The 21,723-nt window shown below is 66.7% G+C and carries 26 protein-coding genes; 15 read left to right on the plus strand and 11 right to left on the minus strand.

The annotated features are described in order from the left end of the window. Nucleotides 1-4: 4 nt before the first annotated feature. Nucleotides 5-1,249 (minus strand): digeranylgeranylglycerophospholipid reductase, encoded by a 1,245-nt coding sequence (locus NATOC_RS10250; RefSeq protein WP_015321366.1) that lies wholly within the window; start codon nt 1,247-1,249, stop codon nt 5-7. 120 nt (nt 1,250-1,369) lie between these two features. Next, the gene (locus NATOC_RS22340; RefSeq protein WP_015321367.1) at nt 1,370-1,519 is read right to left on the minus strand and encodes a DUF7557 family protein; all 150 of its coding nucleotides are present in this window, start codon (nt 1,517-1,519) and stop codon (nt 1,370-1,372) included. 120 nt (nt 1,520-1,639) lie between these two features. Here NATOC_RS22340 and NATOC_RS10255 point away from each other — a divergent pair, with 120 nt between their 5' ends. Beyond that, entirely contained in the window at nt 1,640-1,882 is a 243-nt protein-coding gene (locus tag NATOC_RS10255; RefSeq protein WP_049888728.1) for a hypothetical protein, read from the plus strand. 58 nt (nt 1,883-1,940) lie between these two features. Here NATOC_RS10255 and NATOC_RS22345 read toward each other — a convergent pair whose 3' ends face one another. Next, a complete protein-coding gene (locus tag NATOC_RS22345) occupies nt 1,941-2,105 on the minus strand; it encodes a hypothetical protein (protein WP_015321369.1) in 165 nt (54 codons plus the stop codon). A 31-nt stretch (nt 2,106-2,136) separates the two neighbouring features. Continuing rightward, on the minus strand, nt 2,137-2,634 hold the full coding sequence (locus tag NATOC_RS10260) for a hypothetical protein (RefSeq protein WP_015321370.1): 498 nt from the start codon (nt 2,632-2,634) through the stop codon (nt 2,137-2,139). Between the two features lie 174 nt (nt 2,635-2,808). Between NATOC_RS10260 and uvrA the strand changes: the two genes are divergently transcribed. Next, nucleotides 2,809-5,772, plus strand: a complete 2,964-nt coding sequence (gene uvrA, locus NATOC_RS10265; RefSeq protein WP_015321371.1) for an excinuclease ABC subunit UvrA — start codon at nt 2,809-2,811, stop codon at nt 5,770-5,772. A gap of 267 nt (nt 5,773-6,039) precedes the next feature. On the opposite strand, the gene NATOC_RS10270 is transcribed toward uvrA, so the two are convergent. Continuing rightward, nucleotides 6,040-6,789: a hypothetical protein gene (locus NATOC_RS10270; RefSeq protein ID WP_015321372.1), complete on the minus strand. Its 750-nt coding sequence runs from the start codon at nt 6,787-6,789 to the stop codon at nt 6,040-6,042. 7 nt (nt 6,790-6,796) lie between these two features. Next, the gene (locus NATOC_RS10275; RefSeq protein WP_157224612.1) at nt 6,797-7,576 is read right to left on the minus strand and encodes a hypothetical protein; all 780 of its coding nucleotides are present in this window, start codon (nt 7,574-7,576) and stop codon (nt 6,797-6,799) included. Between the two features lie 284 nt (nt 7,577-7,860). Between NATOC_RS10275 and NATOC_RS10280 the strand changes: the two genes are divergently transcribed. The 6 genes from NATOC_RS10280 to NATOC_RS10305 all read left to right on the plus strand — a co-directional run bounded on the left by NATOC_RS10280 (nt 7,861) and on the right by NATOC_RS10305 (nt 12,690). Further along, nucleotides 7,861-8,256, plus strand: coding sequence for a hypothetical protein (locus NATOC_RS10280; RefSeq protein WP_015321374.1), 396 nt, complete (start codon nt 7,861-7,863; stop codon nt 8,254-8,256). Nucleotides 8,257-8,294: 38 nt separating this feature from the next. Further along, nucleotides 8,295-8,489, plus strand: a complete 195-nt coding sequence (locus tag NATOC_RS10285) for a hypothetical protein (RefSeq protein ID WP_015321375.1) — start codon at nt 8,295-8,297, stop codon at nt 8,487-8,489. A 43-nt stretch (nt 8,490-8,532) separates the two neighbouring features. Further along, on the plus strand, nt 8,533-9,579 hold the full coding sequence (locus tag NATOC_RS10290) for a WD40/YVTN/BNR-like repeat-containing protein (RefSeq protein ID WP_015321376.1): 1,047 nt from the start codon (nt 8,533-8,535) through the stop codon (nt 9,577-9,579). Between the two features lie 839 nt (nt 9,580-10,418). Beyond that, on the plus strand, nt 10,419-10,736 hold the full coding sequence (locus tag NATOC_RS10295; RefSeq protein ID WP_015321377.1) for a 30S ribosomal protein S24e: 318 nt from the start codon (nt 10,419-10,421) through the stop codon (nt 10,734-10,736). A 1-nt stretch (nt 10,737) separates the two neighbouring features. Further along, the gene (locus NATOC_RS10300) at nt 10,738-10,872 is read left to right on the plus strand and encodes a 30S ribosomal protein S27ae (protein WP_015321378.1); all 135 of its coding nucleotides are present in this window, start codon (nt 10,738-10,740) and stop codon (nt 10,870-10,872) included. Between the two features lie 195 nt (nt 10,873-11,067). Then, on the plus strand, nt 11,068-12,690 hold the full coding sequence (locus tag NATOC_RS10305) for a bifunctional N(6)-L-threonylcarbamoyladenine synthase/serine/threonine protein kinase (protein WP_015321379.1): 1,623 nt from the start codon (nt 11,068-11,070) through the stop codon (nt 12,688-12,690). 9 nt (nt 12,691-12,699) lie between these two features. Here NATOC_RS10305 and NATOC_RS10310 read toward each other — a convergent pair whose 3' ends face one another. Continuing rightward, nucleotides 12,700-12,921, minus strand: coding sequence for a YgaP family membrane protein (locus tag NATOC_RS10310; protein ID WP_015321380.1), 222 nt, complete (start codon nt 12,919-12,921; stop codon nt 12,700-12,702). A 185-nt stretch (nt 12,922-13,106) separates the two neighbouring features. On the opposite strand from NATOC_RS10310, the gene NATOC_RS10315 reads away from it, so the two are divergent. From NATOC_RS10315 to NATOC_RS10325, 3 genes are all read left to right on the plus strand, one after another. After that, nucleotides 13,107-13,388: a DUF5808 domain-containing protein gene (locus NATOC_RS10315; protein ID WP_015321381.1), complete on the plus strand. Its 282-nt coding sequence runs from the start codon at nt 13,107-13,109 to the stop codon at nt 13,386-13,388. 102 nt (nt 13,389-13,490) lie between these two features. After that, nucleotides 13,491-13,697: a DUF4177 domain-containing protein gene (locus tag NATOC_RS10320; RefSeq protein ID WP_015321382.1), complete on the plus strand. Its 207-nt coding sequence runs from the start codon at nt 13,491-13,493 to the stop codon at nt 13,695-13,697. After that, the gene (locus NATOC_RS10325) at nt 13,690-14,706 is read left to right on the plus strand and encodes a hypothetical protein (protein ID WP_015321383.1); all 1,017 of its coding nucleotides are present in this window, start codon (nt 13,690-13,692) and stop codon (nt 14,704-14,706) included. Before NATOC_RS10320 ends, NATOC_RS10325 begins: the two co-directional genes overlap by 8 nt. A gap of 28 nt (nt 14,707-14,734) precedes the next feature. Here the strand turns inward: NATOC_RS10325 and NATOC_RS10330 are convergent, their stop codons facing one another. Next, a complete protein-coding gene (locus tag NATOC_RS10330; RefSeq protein ID WP_015321384.1) occupies nt 14,735-15,811 on the minus strand; it encodes a Gfo/Idh/MocA family protein in 1,077 nt (358 codons plus the stop codon). Between the two features lie 136 nt (nt 15,812-15,947). Here NATOC_RS10330 and NATOC_RS10335 point away from each other — a divergent pair, with 136 nt between their 5' ends. Beyond that, the gene (locus NATOC_RS10335; protein WP_015321385.1) at nt 15,948-16,493 is read left to right on the plus strand and encodes an XTP/dITP diphosphatase; all 546 of its coding nucleotides are present in this window, start codon (nt 15,948-15,950) and stop codon (nt 16,491-16,493) included. Between the two features lie 102 nt (nt 16,494-16,595). Beyond that, complete coding sequence (locus tag NATOC_RS10340) at nt 16,596-17,189, plus strand: NADPH-dependent FMN reductase (protein WP_015321386.1); 594 nt, start codon at nt 16,596-16,598, stop codon at nt 17,187-17,189. Nucleotides 17,190-17,205: 16 nt separating this feature from the next. Here the strand turns inward: NATOC_RS10340 and NATOC_RS10345 are convergent, their stop codons facing one another. The 3 genes from NATOC_RS10345 to NATOC_RS10355 all read right to left on the minus strand — a co-directional run bounded on the left by NATOC_RS10345 (nt 17,206) and on the right by NATOC_RS10355 (nt 19,908). After that, on the minus strand, nt 17,206-17,688 hold the full coding sequence (locus tag NATOC_RS10345; protein WP_015321387.1) for a DUF7384 family protein: 483 nt from the start codon (nt 17,686-17,688) through the stop codon (nt 17,206-17,208). Between the two features lie 167 nt (nt 17,689-17,855). Then, on the minus strand, nt 17,856-18,959 hold the full coding sequence (locus NATOC_RS10350) for a putative sulfate/molybdate transporter (RefSeq protein WP_015321389.1): 1,104 nt from the start codon (nt 18,957-18,959) through the stop codon (nt 17,856-17,858). A gap of 85 nt (nt 18,960-19,044) precedes the next feature. Further along, entirely contained in the window at nt 19,045-19,908 is an 864-nt protein-coding gene (locus NATOC_RS10355; RefSeq protein WP_015321390.1) for a dihydrodipicolinate synthase family protein, read from the minus strand. 111 nt (nt 19,909-20,019) lie between these two features. On the opposite strand from NATOC_RS10355, the gene NATOC_RS10360 reads away from it, so the two are divergent. Both NATOC_RS10360 and NATOC_RS10365 read left to right on the plus strand, forming a co-directional pair. After that, complete coding sequence (locus NATOC_RS10360) at nt 20,020-20,538, plus strand: GNAT family N-acetyltransferase (RefSeq protein WP_015321391.1); 519 nt, start codon at nt 20,020-20,022, stop codon at nt 20,536-20,538. A 113-nt stretch (nt 20,539-20,651) separates the two neighbouring features. After that, on the plus strand, nt 20,652-21,677 hold the full coding sequence (locus tag NATOC_RS10365; protein WP_015321392.1) for a HypE family hydrogenase expression/formation protein: 1,026 nt from the start codon (nt 20,652-20,654) through the stop codon (nt 21,675-21,677). Nucleotides 21,678-21,723 lie beyond the last annotated feature (46 nt).

The raw sequence follows: 21,723 nt of genomic DNA on the forward strand, positions 1-21,723 counted from the left end.
TCGGTTACCACGGTAGCTTGCCGGCGAGCTGTCGTTTCGCGAACTGTGCGAGCATCGGGACGTCCTCGGCGCCGAGCAGCTTCGCGATCCCCAACGGGTTACCGTCGTTGGCCTTCGCCAGCGTCTCCTCGTCCATCCGGCCGAGGTCGCGCATGAACTCGTCGTACCGTTCGTTGTCCGCGAGATAGAGCAGCTGGGTCATCAGCAGCCGCTTTGTGGCGTTCGGGGCCACCTGTTTGTGCCACAGCGAGTCGTACATCGAGAGGTTCTCGGCGGTGGGCTCGACGTTGGCGTGTTTGAGACAGCTGTCGGCGGCGGCAGCGGCCGCTCGCCCCGACTTCATGCAGGTGTGGATCCCCTCGCCCCAGACCGGATCGACCGTCGGGACGGTGTCGCCGATCGCCATGAATCGGTCCGTGTGCATCTGTCCCGGCGGCTGAATGTGGGCCGATCCACGGTGTTGTTTCCCCTCGAGTCGCTCGGCGTTGCGAAAGCGCGGGTCGGTGTCGAGCCAGTGAGAGAGGTAGTCGTCGACGGTGTAACTCTCCTTGGCGCGCTGGTCGTGGTACTCGTTTTGGATGTAACAGAGCCCGACCTTCGCGGTGTCCTCGCCGGTGTGGAAGATCCAGGAGTAGCCCCCCGGGGCGATGTTGTGATCCAGCCGGAGCATCATCGCGTCGTTGAGATCGGCGAATCCGGGACGGTCGACCTCGATCCCCTCGAGCTCGTACTCGATGCCGATGGCGTGGTTCTCGCGTTCGAGATCGGTGACGCCGAGTTTCTTCGCCAGCGGCGCGGCTGGCCCCGTCGCGTCGATCACGATGTCGGCGTACACCTCCTCGTCGCCGTTGTAAGTGACGCCGACGGGCTCTCCGCCCTCCGTGATCGGCGCGGTCGCTCGCGCGTCGAAGCGATACTCCACACCCTTCTCCCGCCCGTCTTCGACGAGGTAGCGCTTGAAATCCGCAAACTCGAGGACGGCGCCGGAGTGGTCCTTGACGTAGTGGTTGGTCGGAGACTCGAGGACGACCGTGTCGGTGTACTGCATCACGACGTCGTCGGGGATCCCGAACGCAGCCATCATGGAGTGGAACGTGCCCGCGGTGGACTTGTTGCTCTGGCGCGGGAACTCGTCCTCGGACTCGGTCTCGAGGACGACGACGTCGTGGCCGCGCCTCGCGAGATCGCGAGCACACTGGGCGCCGGCTGGTCCGGCCCCGGCGACTACTACATCGTAGCGCTCGTTCATACTGCTGAAACTATCTCGCCCCCTAATGAGTTTGTCCAAGCAGTTGCGTCCTCGGCCCGACGACGGAACCCGGGGACAGTGGTGCGATCGATGCCGGGTGAGCAACGGTTCCGGAACGAATCACTCGGTGTATCCTTCCTGCATAAACGTCCCCTCAGTCTCGTAGATCGAGACCAGCTCTTCGACGAGCTCCGCGGGGGACTGGCCCTCGTCGCAGTGGCTTTCGAGTCGGTCCATGAGGTCGTCGCTGATCTCGAGTGTCTGAGTCATGGGTATCGTCGGTCGAACACTCGGTCGCCGCGAGGAAATAGCTCGGGGGCGCGTATGCAGCCACCGGGGCAGGCACGAGACGGCACCGCGATTATTCCCCCGCCCGAGAAACAGGGGAGTATGGTAGCGACACTGTCCGACGACGAGGTCGGGAAGAAAGTGATCGACGCGGAAGGGAAGGAGCTCGGAATCGTCGCGAAAGCCGAGAACGGCGAGGCCGCCGTCGACCCGAACCCGAGCGTCGCCGAACACCTGCTCGCGAAGATCGGCGTCGAGGGCGAGGACGACGAGGACTACCTCGTCACCGAGAGCATGGTCGAGCGGATCGACGACGATACCATCGTCCTGCAGGGCGACATCTAGGGCCGCGGTCGGCTGCTCCGCGCTCGAGAGCCCGAGAGTGACCGCTGGCTCGAGCGACTCAGGACGGATGCTGGTGGCTGAGACGCTCGGCGACGACGTTCGGAATCGGTGTGTTACAGTCCTTGCACCGCCAGCTCCGGCGCACCCCGCTTCGGTCCTCGATCATGTCCTGTCTGAACCGCAGCGTCGCACCACAGGTGCAGCTGTGGGTCGTCGGCGACATACGGGAGCGTTCGGGCGCTCGGTTCATAAGCTCACTCCCCGTCGGCCTCCAGGGCGACCTCACACAGGGTCTCGCGCTCGTCGAAGTACGCCGGTGCGTCGGCCTCGGCCTCGAACTCGACGATCCGGGTCAGCGCTTCCTCGGCGTCCTCGACCTCCGTCTGGAGGTCTGCAGCCAGCTCGGTGTAGCCCGCCGAGAGCTCCTGAAACGCCTGTATCCGGGCCTGTTTGGCGTCGACTAGCGTCTGTTTCTCCTCGAGGTCGCGGCCCGTCGCCTCGAGGTCGTCGACGTCGGTTCCGCCGTCCGGTCCGGTCGCCGACGGCGGACGTTCGGTTCGTGGCGTGTCGCCCGATCGGTCCTCGAGCTCCGAGCGCAGTTCAGCCAGCTGCTCGTCGATCTCGTCGAGCAGCTCGTTTGCCTCCTCGGTCATCGTCTCGACGCGACCCGACAACAGGCCGGCCTGCGTCTGACAGTATTCGACGTACTCCGAGACCGCCGGGGCCGAACCGAAACCGGTGTCGTCGCTCATACCGCCTCCAAGGGGCTTCCGACCGAAGTCAGTTCGCCTCGAGGTGTGCGAAGCGGTACCGTTTCACTGCTGGTTGGGCTTTCAGACGGGTTAAGTTGCTCCGACACCTGACTCGGGTATAATGATTCGATCGTCCGCTCGATCACCGTGTCACGCCCGCTTCCGGAGGGATCTATGAGTCGAGACACGATCGAGGTTCGCGGCGCCGAAGAGCACAACCTCGAGGATCTCGACGTCTCGATCCCCCGCGAGGAGTTCACCGTCGTCACCGGTCTCTCGGGGTCAGGGAAGTCCTCGCTGGCGTTCGAGACCGTCTACGCTGAGGGGCAGCGACGCTACATCGAGAGTCTCTCGGCGTACGCCCGGAACTTCCTGGGACAGATGGACAAACCCCAGGTCGAGACCGTCGAGGGACTCTCCCCGGCGATCTCGATCGACCAGAAGAACGCGGCGAACAACCCCCGCTCGACGGTGGGGACCGTCACTGAGCTCCACGACTACCTCCGCCTGCTCTACGCTCGGGTCGGCACGCCCCACTGTCCCGAGTGCGGGCGGGAGGTTGGCGAACAGTCGGCCCAGAATATGGTCGAGCGCATCCTCGAGCTTCCCGAGGGGACGAAAGCGAAACTCGGGGCGCCCGTCGTCCGCGACCAGAAAGGCGCCTTCGAGGACCTCTTCGAGGAGCTCGTCTCCGAGGGGTACTCCCGCGTCGAGGTCGACGGCGAGGAGTACGACCTCACGCTCGACGATCCCGAACTCGACGAGAACTTCGATCACACGATCGACGTGATCGTCGACCGCGTGAAGGTCTCGACGGAGGCCCGTCCGCGGATCATCGACAGCGTCGAGACGGCCCTCGAGGAGGCCGAGGGCGTCCTGAAGGTGATCCTGCCCGACGCCCCCGAGGACGTCGCCGCCGACCTGGGCGCGGAGTCGCGCCAGACCGGAGCGCTCGGCGACGAGGGCGAGGACGACGACCGTTTTGTCGTCGAGTTCTCGAAGGACCTCGCCTGCACGCACTGCGGGATCGACGTCCCCGAGATCGAGACCCGCTCCTTTTCGTTTAACTCGCCCCACGGCGCCTGCCCCGAGTGTGAGGGGCTGGGCGAGACCAAGGAGGTCGACGAGGACCTGGTCGTCCAGGATCCCTCGAAACCGATCAAACACGTCTTCGAGGCCTGGAGCTACAACCGCTCGTACTACCGGACCCGGCTCGACGCGGTCGCCGACCACTTCGACGTTGCGCTGTCGACGCCGTTCGAGGAGCTCGACGAGGAGATCCAGCAGGCGTTCCTCTACGGCACGAGCGGACAGGTGCTGTTCAAGCGCCAGACCAAGAACGGTACTCGGCGAAAGAAGAAGCGCTTCGAGGGGGTCATCCCGAACCTCGAGCGCCGCTACCTCGAGACCGACTCGGACTCGACACGAGAGCACATCGAGGACTACATGTCGGCCACGGAGTGTCCCGCCTGCGACGGCACTCGCCTGAAAGCCGCCTCGCGGGCGGTGCTGGTCGACGGCACCGCGATCACGGAGATCAACGCGATGAGTATCGGCGACGCCCGGGATCACTTCGACGCGATGGAGGCCGACCTCACCGAGCGCGAGCGCGTGATCGCCGAGGAGATCCTCAAGGAAATCCGCGCCCGCCTCGGGTTCATGTGCGAGGTCGGGCTCGAGTACCTCACGCTCGACCGCGAGGCCGCCACGCTGTCGGGCGGCGAGAGCCAGCGCATTCGACTGGCGACCCAGATTGGCTCCGGACTGGTCGGCGTGCTGTACGTGCTGGACGAGCCCTCGATCGGGCTCCACCAGCGGGACAACGACCGGCTGCTCGACACCTTGGAGGAGCTGCGCGATCTCGGGAACACCCTGCTGGTCGTCGAGCACGACGAGGAGACGATGCGCCGCGCGGACAACGTCATCGACATGGGTCCCGGTCCCGGGAAGCGGGGCGGCGACGTCGTCGTCAACGGCTCCGTCGACGAGCTAAAAGCTTGCGAGGAGTCGATCACCGGCGACTACCTCTCGGGCCGCCGGCAGATCCCGGTGCCCGACGAGCGCCGCGACCCCGACGGCGCCCTGACGATCCGGGGGGCCCGCCAGCACAACCTCGCCGATCTGGACGTCGACCTTCCGCTGGGGAACTTCACCGCGATCACGGGCGTCTCCGGCTCCGGGAAGTCGACGCTGATGCACGACGTGCTGTACAAGGGGCTGGCCCGGGAGATGAACGACAACACTTCCGTCATCCCCGGCGAGTACGACGTTCTCGAGGGGATCGACGAGATCGAGACGGTGCGGCTGATCGACCAGTCGCCGATCGGCCGCACGCCCCGCTCGAACCCCGCGACCTACACCGGGGTCTTCGACTACGTCCGCGAGCTGTTCGCCCAGACGAAACTCGCCAAACAGCGCGGCTACGAGAAGGGACGGTTCTCGTTCAACGTCAAGGGCGGCCGCTGCGAGGAGTGTGGCGGACAGGGAACAGTAAAGATCGAGATGAACTTCCTCTCGGACGTGTACGTCCCCTGCGAGGAGTGCGACGGCGCCCGCTACAACGACGCCACGCTCGACGTCACCTACAAGGGGAAGACGATCGCCGACGTGCTGGAGATGGAGGTCGAGGAGGCCTACGACTTCTTCGAGTCCTCGAGCCAGATCCGCCGTCGGCTCCAGCTGCTGAAAGACGTCGGGCTGGGCTACATGACGCTCGGCCAGCCCTCGACGACGCTGTCGGGTGGTGAGGCCCAGCGGATCAAGCTCGCCGAGGAACTGGGCAAGAAAGACACCGGCGAGACGCTGTACCTGCTCGACGAGCCCACCACCGGGCTCCACAGCGAGGACGAGCGCAAGCTGATCGACGTCCTCCACCGGCTGACCGACGAGGGCAACACGGTCGTCGTCATCGAACACGAGCTCGATCTCGTCAAGAACGCCGACCACGTCGTCGACCTCGGTCCCGAGGGCGGCGAACACGGCGGCGAGATCGTCGCCACCGGCACCCCCGAGGACGTCGCCCGCCTCGAGGACTCCCACACGGGTCGGTACCTCCGGGATCTGCTCCCGAAAGTCGATCTCGACGGTCCTCGCGGCGAGCGCGTCGAGCCCGTGACCGCGCCGATGGACGACGACTGAGACGGACTGCTGTAACGATTTACCGTGCGACCGCAGAAGTGGTCACGGCCACACCGAAAATAACGTACAGTAGACCGTATGAGACAGCCTATCGTAACTGCGTCCACACCGGTACGCGCCCCGAGTGACTTCCGCTCGCCGACGAGGGGTGAGTCGTAAAAAACTGTAGCGACGATGTGTGGGATGTCTGGAAAGGCGTTATGAAAAAAGCGAGACGGACCGTCCTGTACGCACACGGTGGGCCCGTGTCCAAACCCACGAGACGGGCTATTCGATTCGGATACTGGTCGTCCACTCGATGTTCTCGAACACGTCGACATCTGGCGTCTCCGAAGAGAGGACCGTCGCCGTGGTCAGTGACAGTGGTACGCGGGACGTTTCGACCGCGACGCGGTATGAGCCGCCCCAGCCGAACGACGAATCTCCAACGTCGAGCGCGATATTCTCCTGAGAGTGTCGGTAGTGAATCTGAGGGGCTCCGTCGACGACCGTAGCTGCCTCAGGATTGTCGAAGCCGACGGGGATTCGGTCGTCACCGGACGTTCCTTTCGGTGAGTGATCGATCATCCGGAGTACCGAGGGAAGCTGGAGTTCGAATGCCAGCTCGGTCACCGTCTCGTCTGTGGGTGGATCAACGAGTCCCCACGTCCATAGCGAGTACTGCGTCTTTCCTTCGAAATCGTCCTCGGGAAACTCGTACAGAAGGGCAATATGCCGGGAGTTGATATCGTCATCGGCGAACAGGTCCTTGAACATCCAGCCGGCGGTTATTTCGAGTTCGTGCTCCGGCTGGGACTCAGCGAGACCCCAGAACCCGTTGTGGCCGTACTCGACAACCGACTCGTCAGTTGCTTCGACGACTTCCTCGGCCGACAGACGATCGTCCGGGGGGAGCGATACCGACAGGTCCGAGGACGTTTCGCCGCTGCTGTTCAGTGGAACGCTGTCGACACAGCCGGCGAGCGATACGGCGATTCCCGCACCCACTAGAACGTGCCGTCTGGAGTATAGTGACATGATCAACTTATACGACGGTTCCGCTATCCCAGTAGTTAGCACTCACTTGGTAGCCACTCTCACCTTCGAATAGCGTCAGGCCTTCCATTTGGATGGTCCGGGTGCTTCGTCCCTCCCATTCAAGCATAAACTTATCGGATATTGTACTGGTCTCGGACATGTTTGGCTGGACTTGGTCGGTGACGTACTCAAAGGTGGTTGAAGCCTTGCCACCGGCGTCAACGCCTTTGTGTTGTCCGGAGAGGGAGAGCGTAATGTCTACGTTGGAGCTACTCCGCTCGATCGTTCGATCCGGAGTAAAGTACAGGAGGTTTCCGTCATCTATAACAATCTGGTTTTCCATCGTGGTCAGTCGTGGGTCACGACCCCAGACACTGTTTCCGTCTTCCGATCCAACGCTCCAATGCCACGACACATACATTGCTTCGTCATTACGGGAGCGTTCGTTGAGTTTGTATATCTCCGTCACGTGATTAGCAGTCGCATAGGCAGAGTCTGTCTCTCCATCCATTCGTCCAACCTTTTCGCCGGTAATGTCGGGTCCTGGAGATTCTTGAGCGAAATTCGCACCGATCTTTCCGAGTTGCTCTGCAAGCTGATCATCGGGTTCGCTCACGTGATTGTCGGCAACTCGCCTAACAAAGTCTTCCTCGTTCTGATACATGAGGTCAGTCGGGTTTTCGGAGGAAATCCGTTTCGTCTCGGTATCGCTTGTCTCTCTGGCTGTCCGAACGCCGCCCGGTTCATCGGAATCCCCCGAGGCCGAAACCGTACCGATTCCAGTCAATGTAATACCCTCATCGCCAGAAACGATCTCCGATAGCTGTTGTCTACGGTAATATATTTCTGTACTAACTAATATATCTTCTGTTATACATGAAGTTAAGGTTAGAGTTCATCTATAAATTATAATACTATATATATATTCTATTATATGAGATTCTATTAACTATTTAGCCCTGCTCCCCCTACCTTCGAGGGACCGCGCGGCGAGTGCGTCGAGCGACGACTGAGACGGTCGGCGCGCGATCGGAACCGTTACCAGCGCGATCGCCCTACGTTCGCGGACGAATGACCGACCGAAAGGACCGCCTCCGACGGGGCTTTCTCGGCGCCGGGGTCGTCACGGTCGTCCTCGCGCTGGGGATCATCGTCCTCGCGGGAACGACGCCCGTGACGGCGGCGCTGTTCGGCTGGCTCGCGGTTGCCGGGAGTCTGCTGGTCGTCGCCAGCGTCCGCGAGCGGGTCGCGAGCGTCGGCTGGCCACGAATCGGCGCCGTCGGCCTGGCGGTGCTCGCGCTCGGAGCGACGACGCTTGGGTTCACCCAGCTGCTCGCCGGCGCCGGCGGCTGGACGCTGTTCAACGGCCTCGTCATGCTGGTCGTTGGGCTCGTGCTCGTGTTGCTCGCCCTCGAGTGCTGGCTGGGCGGCGTCGGCATCCCCGCCGAGACGTTCGCGGTCAAGTGAAACGGAACGGATTTGATCGCCGCGACTCGAGCGAGCGTATGGGGTCCGACGACTGCCAGATGCGCGGCTGTCCGCGCGAGGCCGAACGAACGATGACGTTCAGGCGCTACGAGGACGTCGCCGTCTGCGAGCGCCACTACAGGCGCAACGTCGCGATCAAGTACGGCGTATTGCTCGCGCTTTCTGTCGTCCTCGCCGGGCTTGGACTTGGCGCGTACTGGCTTATCGCGTAGTGCCGGCCGAACCTTTCTGCGTTCCGGGTCCCTTCGATCGCGTATGACGACCGTCTACGCCGCGTTGCGCGATCGTGTGCTGGTCTGTGAGGACGACGACGAGGAGTGGACGACGACGACCGCCCTCGAGGGGTACGACCTCGAGTCGCTGGCGGTCTCGCCCGCCGCACCCGAGCGGGTGTTCGTCGGCACCTTCGAAGGCGGGCTTCAACGATCGACCGACGGGGGCGATTCCTTCGAGTCGGTCGAGACCGAGTTCGTCCCCGAGCGCGAGTCGGGGTTCGGCGGCGCCGAGAACCTCGAGAGCGACGCCGTTACGGCGGTGACGGTCAGCCCCCACGATCCCGACGTGGTCTACGTCGGCACCGAACCGAGTCGGGTCTACCGTTCGACGGACGGCGGGGACTCCTGGGAGCACCGCGACGGACTGACCGATCTCCCGTCGGCCGACAGCTGGTTCTTCCCGCCCAGACCCCACACCCACCACGTCCGCTGGCTCGAGGTCGATCCCTTCGACCCGGAGCGGCTCTACGTCGGGATCGAGGCGGGAGCGTTCGTCCTGAGTCCCGACGGCGGCGAGAGCTGGCGGGAACGGCCCGAGGGCTCGCGCCGGGACAACCACAGTCTGGCGACCCACTCGGATCGGGAGGGGCTGGTCTATTCGGCCGCAGGCGACGGCTTCGCCCGGTCGACGGACGGGGGCGAGAGCTGGGACCACCCGCAGGAGGGCCTCGACCACCGGTACTGCTGGAGCGTCGCGCCCGATCCCGGCGACCCCGACGCGGTGCTGGTCTCGAGCGCCAGCGGCGCCGGCTCGGCTCACACGGCGAGTTCGGCGGAATCGTACGTGTATCGAACGTCTGGCGGGGAGCCGTGGGAACGACTCGAGGACGTCGGCCTTCCGACCGGCGAGGGCGTGGTCCGGGCGGAGCTCGCCGCCGGGACCGAGCCCGGCGTCGTCTACGCCGCGACCAACCGCGGGCTGTTCCGGACCGCGAGCTTCGGGGACGACTGGGAGCGCGTCCCCGTCAGCCGGCCCGGCGCGTTCGAGACGCAGGCGCCGCGTGGACTGGCCGTCCTCGGGGCGTAATCAGGGTTCGAACCGATCGCTGGTGCGGCGGTGCTCGCGTCCAGAGCGAGAAGACGATCGGTTCCGGGATCGATCGTGTACACCGTCCCGTCCGCGGCGACGGGCGACGGCTCCCGTGGCGTCGAACTCGACCAGCGCCGCGTTGCCGAACCCGGACTGTGCCAGCGTTCGGTGCCGATCGACAGTCCGAACAGTTCGTAGCCACCGTCGGCGCTCAGCCCGTGGACGCCCGCTCGGCCGCTGACGGCGAGCGCGTCGCTCCGGTAGGTCCGCGCTGTGGCACGTGTCGGGCTCGACCAGTACTGTTCGCCCCGCGTGAACCGAACCTCCCCGGTGTCGGAGTCGAGCGCGATCAGGTCGTGGCACCCGACCGCGTACAGCGTCCCGCCGACGAGGATCGGCGCCGAGAGAGGGGGCATCGCGGAGCCGATATCGCTGCGCCACGCGACCGCGACGCCGTCTTTCGGACCCACGGCGTCGGGGTCGTGCACCGTCCCGGCGGGGTCGTACCGAGCCATCGGCCAGCCGTCACCGGCGTCCTCGCGCTCGCGGGCGAGAGCCGTGGCGCTACCGACGAGCACCCCCGCCGTCGCGCACAGTCCAGCGAGAAGCTGCCGTCTGGATCGCATGTCGGCCCCAGACCACCTCAGTTGTATACTATGTCTTCTGATCGGGAACGTCGGGACCGAACGGATCACGTCCTCGGGTCCGGCGGTACGACGGCCGAGGACGGAGCTTGCGGGCTCGCCCGGCGATACCGGAGCGTCGACGGCGAGCATCGGGCGCTTCGAAATCCTTTTAGGCGCTACACGGGGATACTAGCGTAACTGAGTGATATCATGGACGTCGACATCATCTCCGAAGAGGAGAACCCCATGTTGCACCGAACGGACGTGACCTTCGAGCTGTCCCACGAGGACGCGACTCCCGAGCGACTGCAGGTTCGGGACAGTCTCGCGGCGAAGATGAACAAGGACGCCGACGAAGTCGTCGTTCGCAAGCTCGACACGAAGTTCGGGATGCGAAAGACCGTCGGCCAGGCGAAGGTCTACGAGACGGCCGACCACGCCCGCGACGTCGAGCAGGACCACATGCTCGAGCGCAACAAGATCGGCGCCGACGAGGCCGACGCCGAGGCCGAAGCGGAGGAGGCCTAAGATGGCACGACACGAGCTCTACGGCGACGACGGCACCACCGATCGAGAGCAGTGTCCCCGCTGTGGCGACAGCTTCCTTGCGGACCACGGTGACCGACTGCACTGCGGGAAGTGCAGTTACACCGAGTGGGAGTAGCGAGGGATCGAGCACAGCGAGATCCCTCGAAATATGCGAACGGGGAACGAAGTGACTCGTGAGCGAGACGCGGTGCACCGAGCGGAGCGAGGGGCATCGGAGTACGCGAACGGCCAGCGGCCGTGAGCGAACGCGGACCCGCACCGCCTCGCCCGCACCCGTACTGCGTTCCGAACTGACACCGATCATCCAGTCGTGAGTTCTCACACCCGCGTCCTCGGCATCGAGGGCACCGCCTGGGCCGCCAGCGCGGCCGTCTACGACGCAGCGACCGACGAGGTCGTCATCGAGAGCGACGCCTACCAGCCCGAAAGCGGCGGCATCCACCCCCGCGAGGCCGCCGAGCACATGCACGACGCGATCCCCCGCGTCGTCGAGACCGTCCTCGATCGCGCTCGGGAGAGCGACGATGGTCCCGCCGACGAACCGCCCGTCGACTGCGTCGCCTTCTCTCGAGGCCCCGGACTCGGTCCCTGCCTGCGGATCGTCGGCACCGCCGCGCGGGCGCTGGCCCAGTCGCTGGACGTGCCGCTGGTCGGGGTCAACCACATGGTCGCCCACCTCGAGATCGGGCGCCACACCTCGGGCTTTTCGTCGCCGGTCTGTCTGAACGCCAGCGGTGCGAACGCCCACCTGCTCGCGTATCGGAACGGCCGCTACCGCGTACTGGGCGAGACGATGGACACCGGCGTCGGCAACGCGATCGACAAGTTCACCCGCCACGTCGGCTGGTCACACCCGGGCGGCCCGAAGGTCGAGGACGCGGCCGAGGACGGCGAGTACGTCGACCTCCCCTACGTCGTCAAAGGGATGGACTTCTCGTTTTCGGGGATCATGAGCGCGGCCAAGCAGGCCTCCGACGAGGGTGGCGTGTCCGTCGAGGACGTCTGCTACTCGCTCCAGGAGAATATCTTCGGGATGCTCACGGAGGTCTCCGAGCGGGCGCTGTCGCTGACCGGCAGCGACGAACTCGTGCTGGGCGGTGGTGTCGGCCAGAACGCTCGCCTTCGGGAGATGCTCGCGGAGATGTGCGACCAGCGGGGCGCCAGCTTCCACGCGCCCGAGGCCCGGTTCCTGCGGGACAACGCGGGGATGATCGCCGTGCTGGGCGCGAAGATGTACAACGCCGGCGACACCCTGGCGATCGAGGACTCGCGGGTGAATCCGGACTTTCGGCCGGACCAGGTGCCAGTCTCCTGGAGAGCCGACGACGCCAACCTGACGCTCGGCCGCGAGGAGGGTCCCGTTCAGGGTGCCGAGGCGCTCGTCGACCTCGAGCCCGAGGCGGGTCGCGTGACCAAACGCCGCGAGCCCAAGAGCTACCGCCACCCCGAGCTCGACGAGCGGCTCCGCACGGAGCGGACCCGCAGCGAGGCCCGGCTGACGAGTCTCGCCCGACGGGAAGGGGTGCCGACACCGGTGCTCTCGGACGTCGACGGGCGCGAGGCCCGGCTCGAACTCGAGTACGTCGGCCACGAGGACCTCCGGACATCGCTGTCACCGTCTCGGGTCCGTGAGGTCGCGGGCCACCTCGCTCGGCTCCACCGGGCCGGGTTCGTCCACGGCGATCCGACGACCCGAAACGTCAGGCTCGGCGCGGACCGTACCTACCTCATCGACTTCGGGCTCGGCTACCACACCGACCACGTCGAGGACTACGCGATGGACCTGCACGTCTTCGACCAGAGCCTCGTCGGCACCGCCGCCGATCCCGAACCGCTGCGGAGGGCCCTGCGCGAGGGGTACCGCGAGGTCGGCGAGGGGCACGTCCTCGATCGTCTCGAGGACGTCGAGGGGCGCGGACGGTACGTCGAGTGACGGCCGCGGTCAGTTCCGGCCGTCGGAATCGGCCGTCGTATCGATTCCGAACAGGTAGTTCCCGCCACAGAAACACGTCACGGCGTTCTGGAGCAGGCCGAGCCCGGCGATGCCCGCGATCGCCGCGCGTTCGCGGGCGCCGTCCCGGTAGGCCGCGGCCGCGACGACGACCAGCCAGATGCCGAGCACGCCACGGACGATGCGGTCGAGACCGCCGACGTTCCGCTTCATACGGTAGTTGTTGGCACGAATTCAGTTAGCTGTGTCGCCACTGCTCGAGGTTGCGGTCGCGAAGCGGTCGGCGAGCGAGTCCGGGCCGTCGACCAGCGGAGACGATCCGAGGACCGCGCCGGCTCACGGTTTCATCGCAGGCTGCGCACACAATACTCTTAATCGTGGACGACGTTCGGTCGCGCATGGCAGACAAGCCAACCTCCGGAGAGGTTTTCGGCGTACCGTACAACTTCGACCGGCCGAGCATGGGTCGGATGCTCTCGGCGTACTGGCAGCCCGGCGAGGGGATGCTCGTCGAGAAGCCGTTCGGCGTCGGGTACACGCTGAACCTCGCGAACTGGCGTTCGTGGATCGTCGTGGCGGTCGCCGGACTGCTCCTCTGGCAGCAAGAGCAGGGCAAGACCGAGGGCGCCGACGGGACCGAGGAGGACGAGCCCGTCGAGGTCATCGTCGACGACGAGTAACGGCGTTCGGGTCCGGGCACTGTGCCCGCGGATCGGTTTTCGGGTCGTCGACCACGGAGTGGCAACGCGAACCCTTTTTCGGCGAATCCACGATATAGAAGTATGGCGACGGAACGGGGAACCGTCTGGGAGTACGAGACGGCGCGACCGCCCCGCGCAGCGACGATGGAGGAAGCGAGCGATCCCGAGGAGCTACTCAACGAGTACGGCCGGGAGGGCTGGGAGCTCGTCAGTACGATCGAGTACACCGGCGGCGGCACCAAGTACCTCGTGTTCAAACGACCGGCAGACAGGAGTAGCGATGAGTGAAAGCGACGACGATGTCAGCACCGGGGACACGATGCGCGAGCGGGCCGACGAAAGCAAGCTCAAGCTCTGGCTGATCGTCGGTGCGAACCGACAGCTCGTCACCGCCGTACTTGCGGTCGGATTTTTCGTGCTGTTCATGCTCGGGAGCCTGCTGGATCCGACGCTCTCTGACCTGCTTCAGGACCGGGGCGTGATCGAGTCGCTGTACGCACAGATGATCGGCGCGCTGATCACCGGCGTCACCCTCGTCGTCACCATCAGCCAGCTGATCATCTCCCAGGAAAACGGCCCGCTCGGCGAGCAACGAGCCCGGATGAGCGAGACGATGGACTTCCGGAGTTATGTCAAGGAGCTGACCGCCAAACCGGCGCCGGCCGATCCGTCGGCGTTTCTCCGAGAGATCGTTGACGCGACCCAGGAGCGCGCCGAAACCCTCGACGAGGTCATGGAGTCGACAGACAACGACGACCTCAGAGACGAGGTCTCCGAGTTCGTCGACAGTATCACGGGCAACGCCGAAACCGTTCGCGAGGAGCTCGACGGCGCCAAATTCGGTACGTTCGACGTCGTCTACGCCTCGATGGACTACAACTACTCCTGGAAGATCTTCCAGATCGAACGCTTGATCGCCGACTACGAGGACGACATCACCGAGGAACAGCGCGACGCCTTCGAGGATCTGCGGACTTCCTTCGCGATGTTCGGACCCGCCCGGGAACACATCAAGACGCTGTACTTCCAGTGGGAGCTGATCAACCTCTCGCGGTTCATCCTCTACGCGGCGATTCCGGCGCTGCTGGTCTCGGGGATGATGCTGACGTTCGTCGACGTGACGACGTTTACCGGGACGATTCTCGGGATCGAGACGCTGCTGTGGCTCGTCGCGATCACCTTTACGATCACGCTCGTGCCGTTTTTCCTGCTGACGTCCTACATCATGCGGGTCGCGACGGCCGCGAAGCGGACCCTCGCGATCGGACCGCTGATCCTGCGGGACTCACAGCGCTGATCGTTCGATGGGGTTCGAACGACCTCCGCTACTCGACTGACACCGACGTCCCCGCTTCGGCGGAGCGGTAGATCGCGTCGATCACGCGCTGGACCGTCAGCCCCTGTTCGACCCCGTTTAGCGCCGGCGGCTCCCCCGTTCGCACGGCCTCGAGGAACCGCTCGTCGCTGCCCTCCCAGCCCGTCCGATCGAGAGAGCCACTCGTCAGCGTAGAGTCGACCAGGTGATCGGTGCCCTGCTTGCCCGCCTGGTACAGCGTCAGCTCCTCGCCGCCGAGCTCGAGCGCCGCCCCCGCCTCGGTGCCGCGGACGACGAAGTCGTTCGTCTCAGCCTGGTTGGCCGCCCACGTGACCTCGAGCGAGATCGTCCGATCGTCCGCACACCGGAGCATCGCCGTCGCCGAGTCCTCGACGTCGAAGACGGCCTCCTCGGTCTCGTCGTACCAGTCGCCGGGGTCGACGTAGTCCTCGCGGTGGCCGAACTCCGTGCGCGTGACCGCGAAGACCTCCTCGACCTCGGGGTAGCCCATCAGGTACAGCGCGTAGTCGATCGCGTGGACGCCGATGTCGACGACGGCGCCGCCGCCGGAGAGCTCGCGGTTCGTGAACCAGGAGCCGACGCCGGGGATCCCCCGTCGCCGAACGTAGTTCGCGTCGACGTGGGTGACGTCGCCGAAGAAGCCCTCCGCCTGGCGGTCCTTGAACACCTCCGTTGCGGTCGAGACGCGGTTGTGGAAGTTGACCATACAGAACCCGTCCGACTGCGCGGCCGCGTCGGCGATGCGCTCGGCGCTCTCGAGGTCGCTTGCGAGCGGTTTCTCACAGAAGACGTCGTAGTCACGCTCGAGTGCGGCGACCACTGCGGGCTCGTGGAAGGCGTTGGGCGTCGAGACCGCGACCGCGTCGAGCTCCTCGCTCTCGTACATCTCCTCGAACGCCTCGTAGGTCGCGGCGTCGTAGGCGGCGGCAAACTCCTCGCGGGTCGAGGCGACGAGGTCGGCGCCCGCGACGACCTCGTGGCCGAGGGTTTCGGCGTTGGTCGCGTGGGTCTGTCCCATGAATCCGAGTCCGACTACGCCGAGCCGGACGATGTCAGTATTACTCACACTCCGAGTAAATCAGTACACCGACGAAAGTGTTGCTGTGGCGGCCGACCGTGCCGTGGGAGGGTCGCGGCCCCGCGAGGACGGCGGACGAAGCGCAACCGACGACGCTTTGACGCCGGTGGACGCGGGTTCGTGTATGACCGTTCGGTTCGTCACGAGCAACGAGGGGAAAGTCACGGAAGCACAGGACTACCTCGAGGGGATCGACACCGTCGAGCAGGTCGAGTACGACTATGCGGAGCTGCAAAGCGATTCGCTCGAGGAGATCGTCGTCACCGGGGCCGAGGAGGCATACGCGGCACTTGGCAACGAGGAGCCGGTACTGGTCGACGACACGGGGCTGTTCGTCGACGCGCTCGGGGGATTCCCGGGGCCGTACTCCGCCTACGTCGAAGACACCGTCGGGATCGAACGGCTCTGGCGACTCGCCAGCGAGGAAGAGAGCAAACGCGCCCGATTCCGGACGGTGCTGGCTTACGCTGACGGGGAGCGAACCGAGACCTTCGAGGGATCGGTCGCGGGTACGCTCGTCGCGCCGCGGGGCGACGGCGGGTTCGGCTACGACCCGATCTTCGAGTACAACGGCCGGACGTTCGCGGAGATGGACACCGACGAGAAAAACGCCATCTCCCACCGCGGCCGAGCGCTAGCTGCGTTCGCGGACTGGTACGCCGGCCGATAGCGACGGCGGGGCTCGCGACCCTCACGCTCACAGGCGACGGACGAACGTTCTCGAGGACGGCGCCGAGCGGAGTATTTTAACCCGCCCGGACGAACGCCAGGTATGACTGACGATGCGGTTCACGTCGTTGCCGTCGTCGGGAGTCTCCGCGAGGAGAGCTACACCCGGCCAGCGCCTCGCCACGCCCTGGACGCGGCCGAATCGAGCGGCGCGACCACCGAACTGATCGACCTCCGGGAGCTCGAGCTCCCGCTGTTCGACGCCGACGAGGACGAGGCCGGCGACGCCCCGGAACTCGCGCGCCGGATCCGGGAGGCCGATTCCGTCCTGCTGGGGACGCCGATGTACCACGGCTCGTACTCCTCCGTGCTGAAGACCGCGCTCGACTACTGCGGGTTCGACGAGTTCGAGAACAAGACCGTCGGCCTGCTGGCCGTCTCGGGCGGCAGCTTCCCGGTAGGCGCACTCGATCACCTGCGGGTCGTCTGTCGGGCCCTCGACGCGTGGGTGTTGCCCCACCAGGCCGCGGTGCCGAACGCCCACCGACGGTTCGAGGACCGCGAGCTGGCCGACGAGGACCTCCGCGAGCGCGTCGAGACGCTGGGGGTCCGGGCGGTTCAGTTCGCGAACATCGAGCCCGATCCCGCCTCCTTCGAGAGCCACGAAAACGTCGGTGCCGAGGAGAGCCCCGACTGACGCGGTTCGGCGCCCGCTATGCTCGCGGGTCCCGGTCCGGTCCCGGGTACTCGCCGCCGACGGTCGCCTCGTAGAGGCTCTCGGGGTCGAACAGGGTCGCGAACGCGTCCGGCGGACGGACGCTGACCGAGACCCGCGGCTGGAGCGAGAGCCCCGCCTTCGCGGAGTTCAGCCGATCGTCGTACGAGAGGAGGTGTGCGGCCTCCCCCTGGTACGCGGAGGCCAGCGCGGGGTGGTCGTCCTCGGGCTGGTCGACCGCGACGCGGTCGGCCTCGAGTCGCTCCCGGTGGGCCGCGGCGAGGTCTTCGTCCGCGAGCGCCGCGACGACGTCCTCGGTCGCCGCGAGCAGCTCGTCGCTCGCGACGAGCTCGACCCAGGAGTGGCGGCGGACGTGATCGAGCGCCTCGCTGGCGTCGCCCCCGACCAGCAGGTCGGCCGCGAGGACGGCCGGATCGGCGACGACGCGGCTCGGATCGGGTTCGTCGCGGCGCTCGCTCATTCCTCGCCCTCCGTCCGCGCGTCGTACGTCTTGCGGACGTCCTCGCCGTCGACGTCGTACTCGCTCGCGCGCTCGAACAGGTCCTCCCAGCTTGCGGTCATAGGGAAGCGTTCGACCGCCGAGCGGAAAGGTCGCCCGCATGCTGGCGGCAGACGGATTCGGTTCGATCACTCCTCGCGGGCGAGCAGCCAGAAGACGACGGTCCCGAGGACGAACGCGATGCCGACGTTGACCGCCAGGCCGACGATCCCGACGCCGACGACCAGCGCGAGCGCCCGTCCGTCCTCGACGGGAGCGAACGCCGCACGGCCGAGCTCGAGGGCGACGACGACCAGCAGGACTCCGAGCAGCGCCAGCGGGAACGCGGCGAGGACGGCGCCGGCGGCGACCAGCGCGAGCGCGAGGTAGCCGATCCCGAGCAGGACGTTCGCCCCGCCGGTTCGGGCGCCGAAGGCGTACTTGCCCGCGAGGCCGCCGCTGCCGTGACACATCGGGACGCCGCCGATCGGGACCGCGGCGAGGCAGGTGACGCCCATGCTCTGGGAGAGGTCGTCGGCACGGACGTCCCGATCGTAGAGGTCGCCACAGAGCAGGGCGGTCGCGATCGCCGCGTTGCCGATCGTCATCCCCAGCTGGGCGACGGTACCCTCGAGGGCCGCGGTCGTGAACGCGGGCTCACCGGCGGGAAAGAGCGCGAGCTCCGGGAAGCGCGGGGTCGGGACGCCAGCGGTCGCGACGGCCGCGACGGCGCCAAGCGCCAGGACGACGAGGACGCTGGACTGGCGGTAGCCGACGACGGCGAGGACGCCGACGACGGCGAGCCCGGCCGCGGCAACGGGGAGGCTCTCGAGCGAGAGGCCGACGGCCGACTCGAGCAACAGCAGGGCGACGGCGAACTGGATCCCTCGAATAACGGGTTCGCCAACGACCCGCTGGAGGTGGCCGACGAGCCCGAGCCGACCGACGACGAGCAACACGACCCCCGCGAGCAGCCCGGCTGCGGCGAGTTCGGGATACGAGAGGGAGCCGACGATCGCCAGCCCGATCAGGGCCTTCATCGGCTCGACCGAGAGCGGCATCCCGTAGTACACCCCCCAGACGATCTGGAAGACGCCGAAGCCGACGAGGACGTGGGGAAGCGAAACGCTGGTCGTCGCGGCCAGCGCGACGAGCAGCGGCAACACCGTAACCGAATCTCCTAGCGCACCCGTCAGTTCCGACGCGGAGAAGTCGAGCTCCCAGTCGGCACCGGATCCGATCGAGTACGCCATCTACCCGGGGTTACCCGGGGAGGAACTTGACGCTTGTCAGTAACTCTTCGTGGTTCACTCGGGCTTCGGATACAACTGCTCCCGGTTACTCCCCGAGGGTTCGCTCGAGGATCGACTCGAGGACGGCCTCGTCCTCGCGCTCGAGCGGGCGGAGCGGACGCCGCGGGCGGCCGACGGACTGGTCCCGCATCGCGAGGGCGGCCTTGACGCCCGGAACGCCGAACCGGGCGGTGACGGCGTGGTTGAGCTCGACGAACGCCGCGTTTCGCTCGCGGGCCGTGTCGGTGCGGCCCGCACTGGCGAGTCCGAAGACCGCACTCGCACGCTCGGGGACGACGTTCGCGACCGCCAGCACGCCGCCGTCGGCCCCCGCCGTGATCCCGGCCGCGTAGACGCTGCCGCTGCCGACCAGCACATCGAAGTCGTCGTCGGTGTGGTCGACCAGCCGCTGGACCGAACCGAGGCTCCCGCTGGAATCCTTGATGCCGGCGACGTCCTCGTGGCTCGCGAGCTCCGCGACGAACTCGGGCGCGAGGGCGCGTCCCGTGAACTTCGGGACGCTGTAGAGGTAGATCGGGAGCGGCGAGCGGTCCGCGAGCGCGCGGTAGTAGGCCGCGAGGTCCGCGTTGTCCGCGCCGTAGTAAGAGGGCGTCACGACCAGCGCCGCGTCGGCGCCCGCCTCCGCGGCGAGCGCGGTCGTCTCGACGGTCGGCTCGAGCGCTTCCCGACCGGTGCCCGCGAGCACCGGGAGCTCGGTCGCGTCGACGACGGTCTCGACGACCGTGGCGCGCTCGGCGGTCGTCAGCGACGGCCCCTCGCCCGTAGAGCCGCAGGGAACGAGGAAATCGACGCCCGAGCGCTCGAGCCACTCGACGAGCGAGCGGAGCCGTTCGTGATCGATCGCGCCGTCCGAGAAGGGCGTCACGAGGGGAACGCCGGTTCCGTGCATGCGTCGCGGTACGACGGTTGGGGTCAAGGAACGTCGGGTTGAGGCAGCGATAGTGAGACGGACCCTCATAGCACCCGAGCGACTTTGTCCACCGGCGGTGACAGCCTACGTATGGAACTGCGTCGCCTCGAGGACCGGTCTGCCGACGCGCGAGCGATCGTCCGGATCAACGCCACGGCGATGCGCGCGGCCTACGCGGACCTGCTTCCCGAGGACGTCCTCGCCGAGTTCGACGCGGAGCCCACGGAAGAGCAGCTGCGGGCGTTCGCCGACCGGCTGCGCGAGGACCGGGAGGGGATCTTTCTGGCGGACGTGGACGAGGCCGTCCGGGGCTACGGCTACGTCCGCTGGGGGGAGGGAACGAAGGCCTTCGTCGGCGAGGACGAGGCCGGGCTCAAGGAGCTGTACGTCGGACCCGACTACTGGGGCGAGGGGATTGGCACGGCGCTGCTCGAGCGAGGGATCGAGGCCCTGCCCGAGCACGTCGAGCGGCTGCGCCTCGAGACGCTGGCGGAAAACGAGATCGGCCGGCGGTTCTACGAGGCGCGGGGCTTCGAGCGGGACGGTAGCTCGACGTTCGAGATCGGGGGCGAGACGCACCCAACGGCGATCTACGTCCGCGAACTGTGACGACGAGAGCTGTCGCGAAACCGCTACACCCGTTCTTCGCCGCTGCTCAGGCCGTGCCTATCGCGACGCCGTCGATCAGCATCGCTAAGGGCTCGCAAGCGAATCCTCCGGCCGTGAGCGAGCTCGGCAAGATCGATCGGCAGTTCTTCGAGGAACGGATCGCCCCCAACCTCGGCGCCGAGCGCGAGGACGTCGCGCTCGGTCCCAGCCACGGCGTCGACTTCGGCGTCCTCGACGTCGGCGGGCGGGCGCTGGTGACCGCGACCGACCCCGTCTCGATCCCCCCGGCGCTGGGTCTCGAGCGCGCCGCCCGGTTCGCGCTCGATCTGATCCTGGCGGACGTCGCCGTCAGCGGCATCGCGCCCTCCCACCTCTCGATCTGTTTTACGCTTCCCGAGACGATGGACAACGAGGCGTTCGCGACCGTCTGGGAGACGATCCACGAGGAGTGTGCGGACTTAGGCGTCGCGGTCGTGACGGGCCACACCGCCCGCTACGCCGACCCCTCCCACCCGTGGGTCGGCGCGGCGACGGCGATGGGCGTCGGCGACCACGACGAGATCGTCCGCCCCGACGGCGCGCGACCGGGCGATCACCTCCTACTGACGACCGGTCCGGCCGTCGAATCCGTCGGACTGTTGAGCACCCTCTTCCCCGACCAGCTCGAGCTTCCCGAGGACGTGATCGCCGACGCCCAGCAGCGGCTCGAGGACGTCTACTGTGTTCGGGACGCGCTGACGGCGGCCGCGGCGGGCCCGGTGACGGCGATGCACGACGTCACCGAGGGCGGACTCGCGGGGGCCGCAAACGAGATGGCCGCGGGAGCGGGCGTCGGCTTCGAAATCGATCGCGACGCCGTCCCGCTGCGTCCTGGGGTCGCCGAGGTCTGTGCCCACCTCGGGATCGATCCCTGGGCGGCGACCAGCTGCGGCTCGCTGCTGCTTACCGTTGCCCCCGACGGCGTCGACGCGGTTCGGGAGGCCCTCACAGAGCGAGGTACCGTCGTCGCCGAGATCGGTCGCGTCGTCGAGGGAGCCGAGGCCGGTACCGTTCGGGTCGACGGCGACGTCCTCGAGCACCCGCGGGTCGATCCCTCCTGGGAGGCCCACGCGCGGCTGGCCGAGGACGCCACCCGCTGACGAGCGCTGTGCCGACCACCACCGCTTAGTACAACGGTCCGATAGC

It is taken from the genome of Natronococcus occultus SP4, from assembly GCF_000328685.1.
In the GTDB taxonomy this organism is placed as follows: Archaea; Halobacteriota; Halobacteria; order Halobacteriales; family Natrialbaceae; genus Natronococcus; species Natronococcus occultus.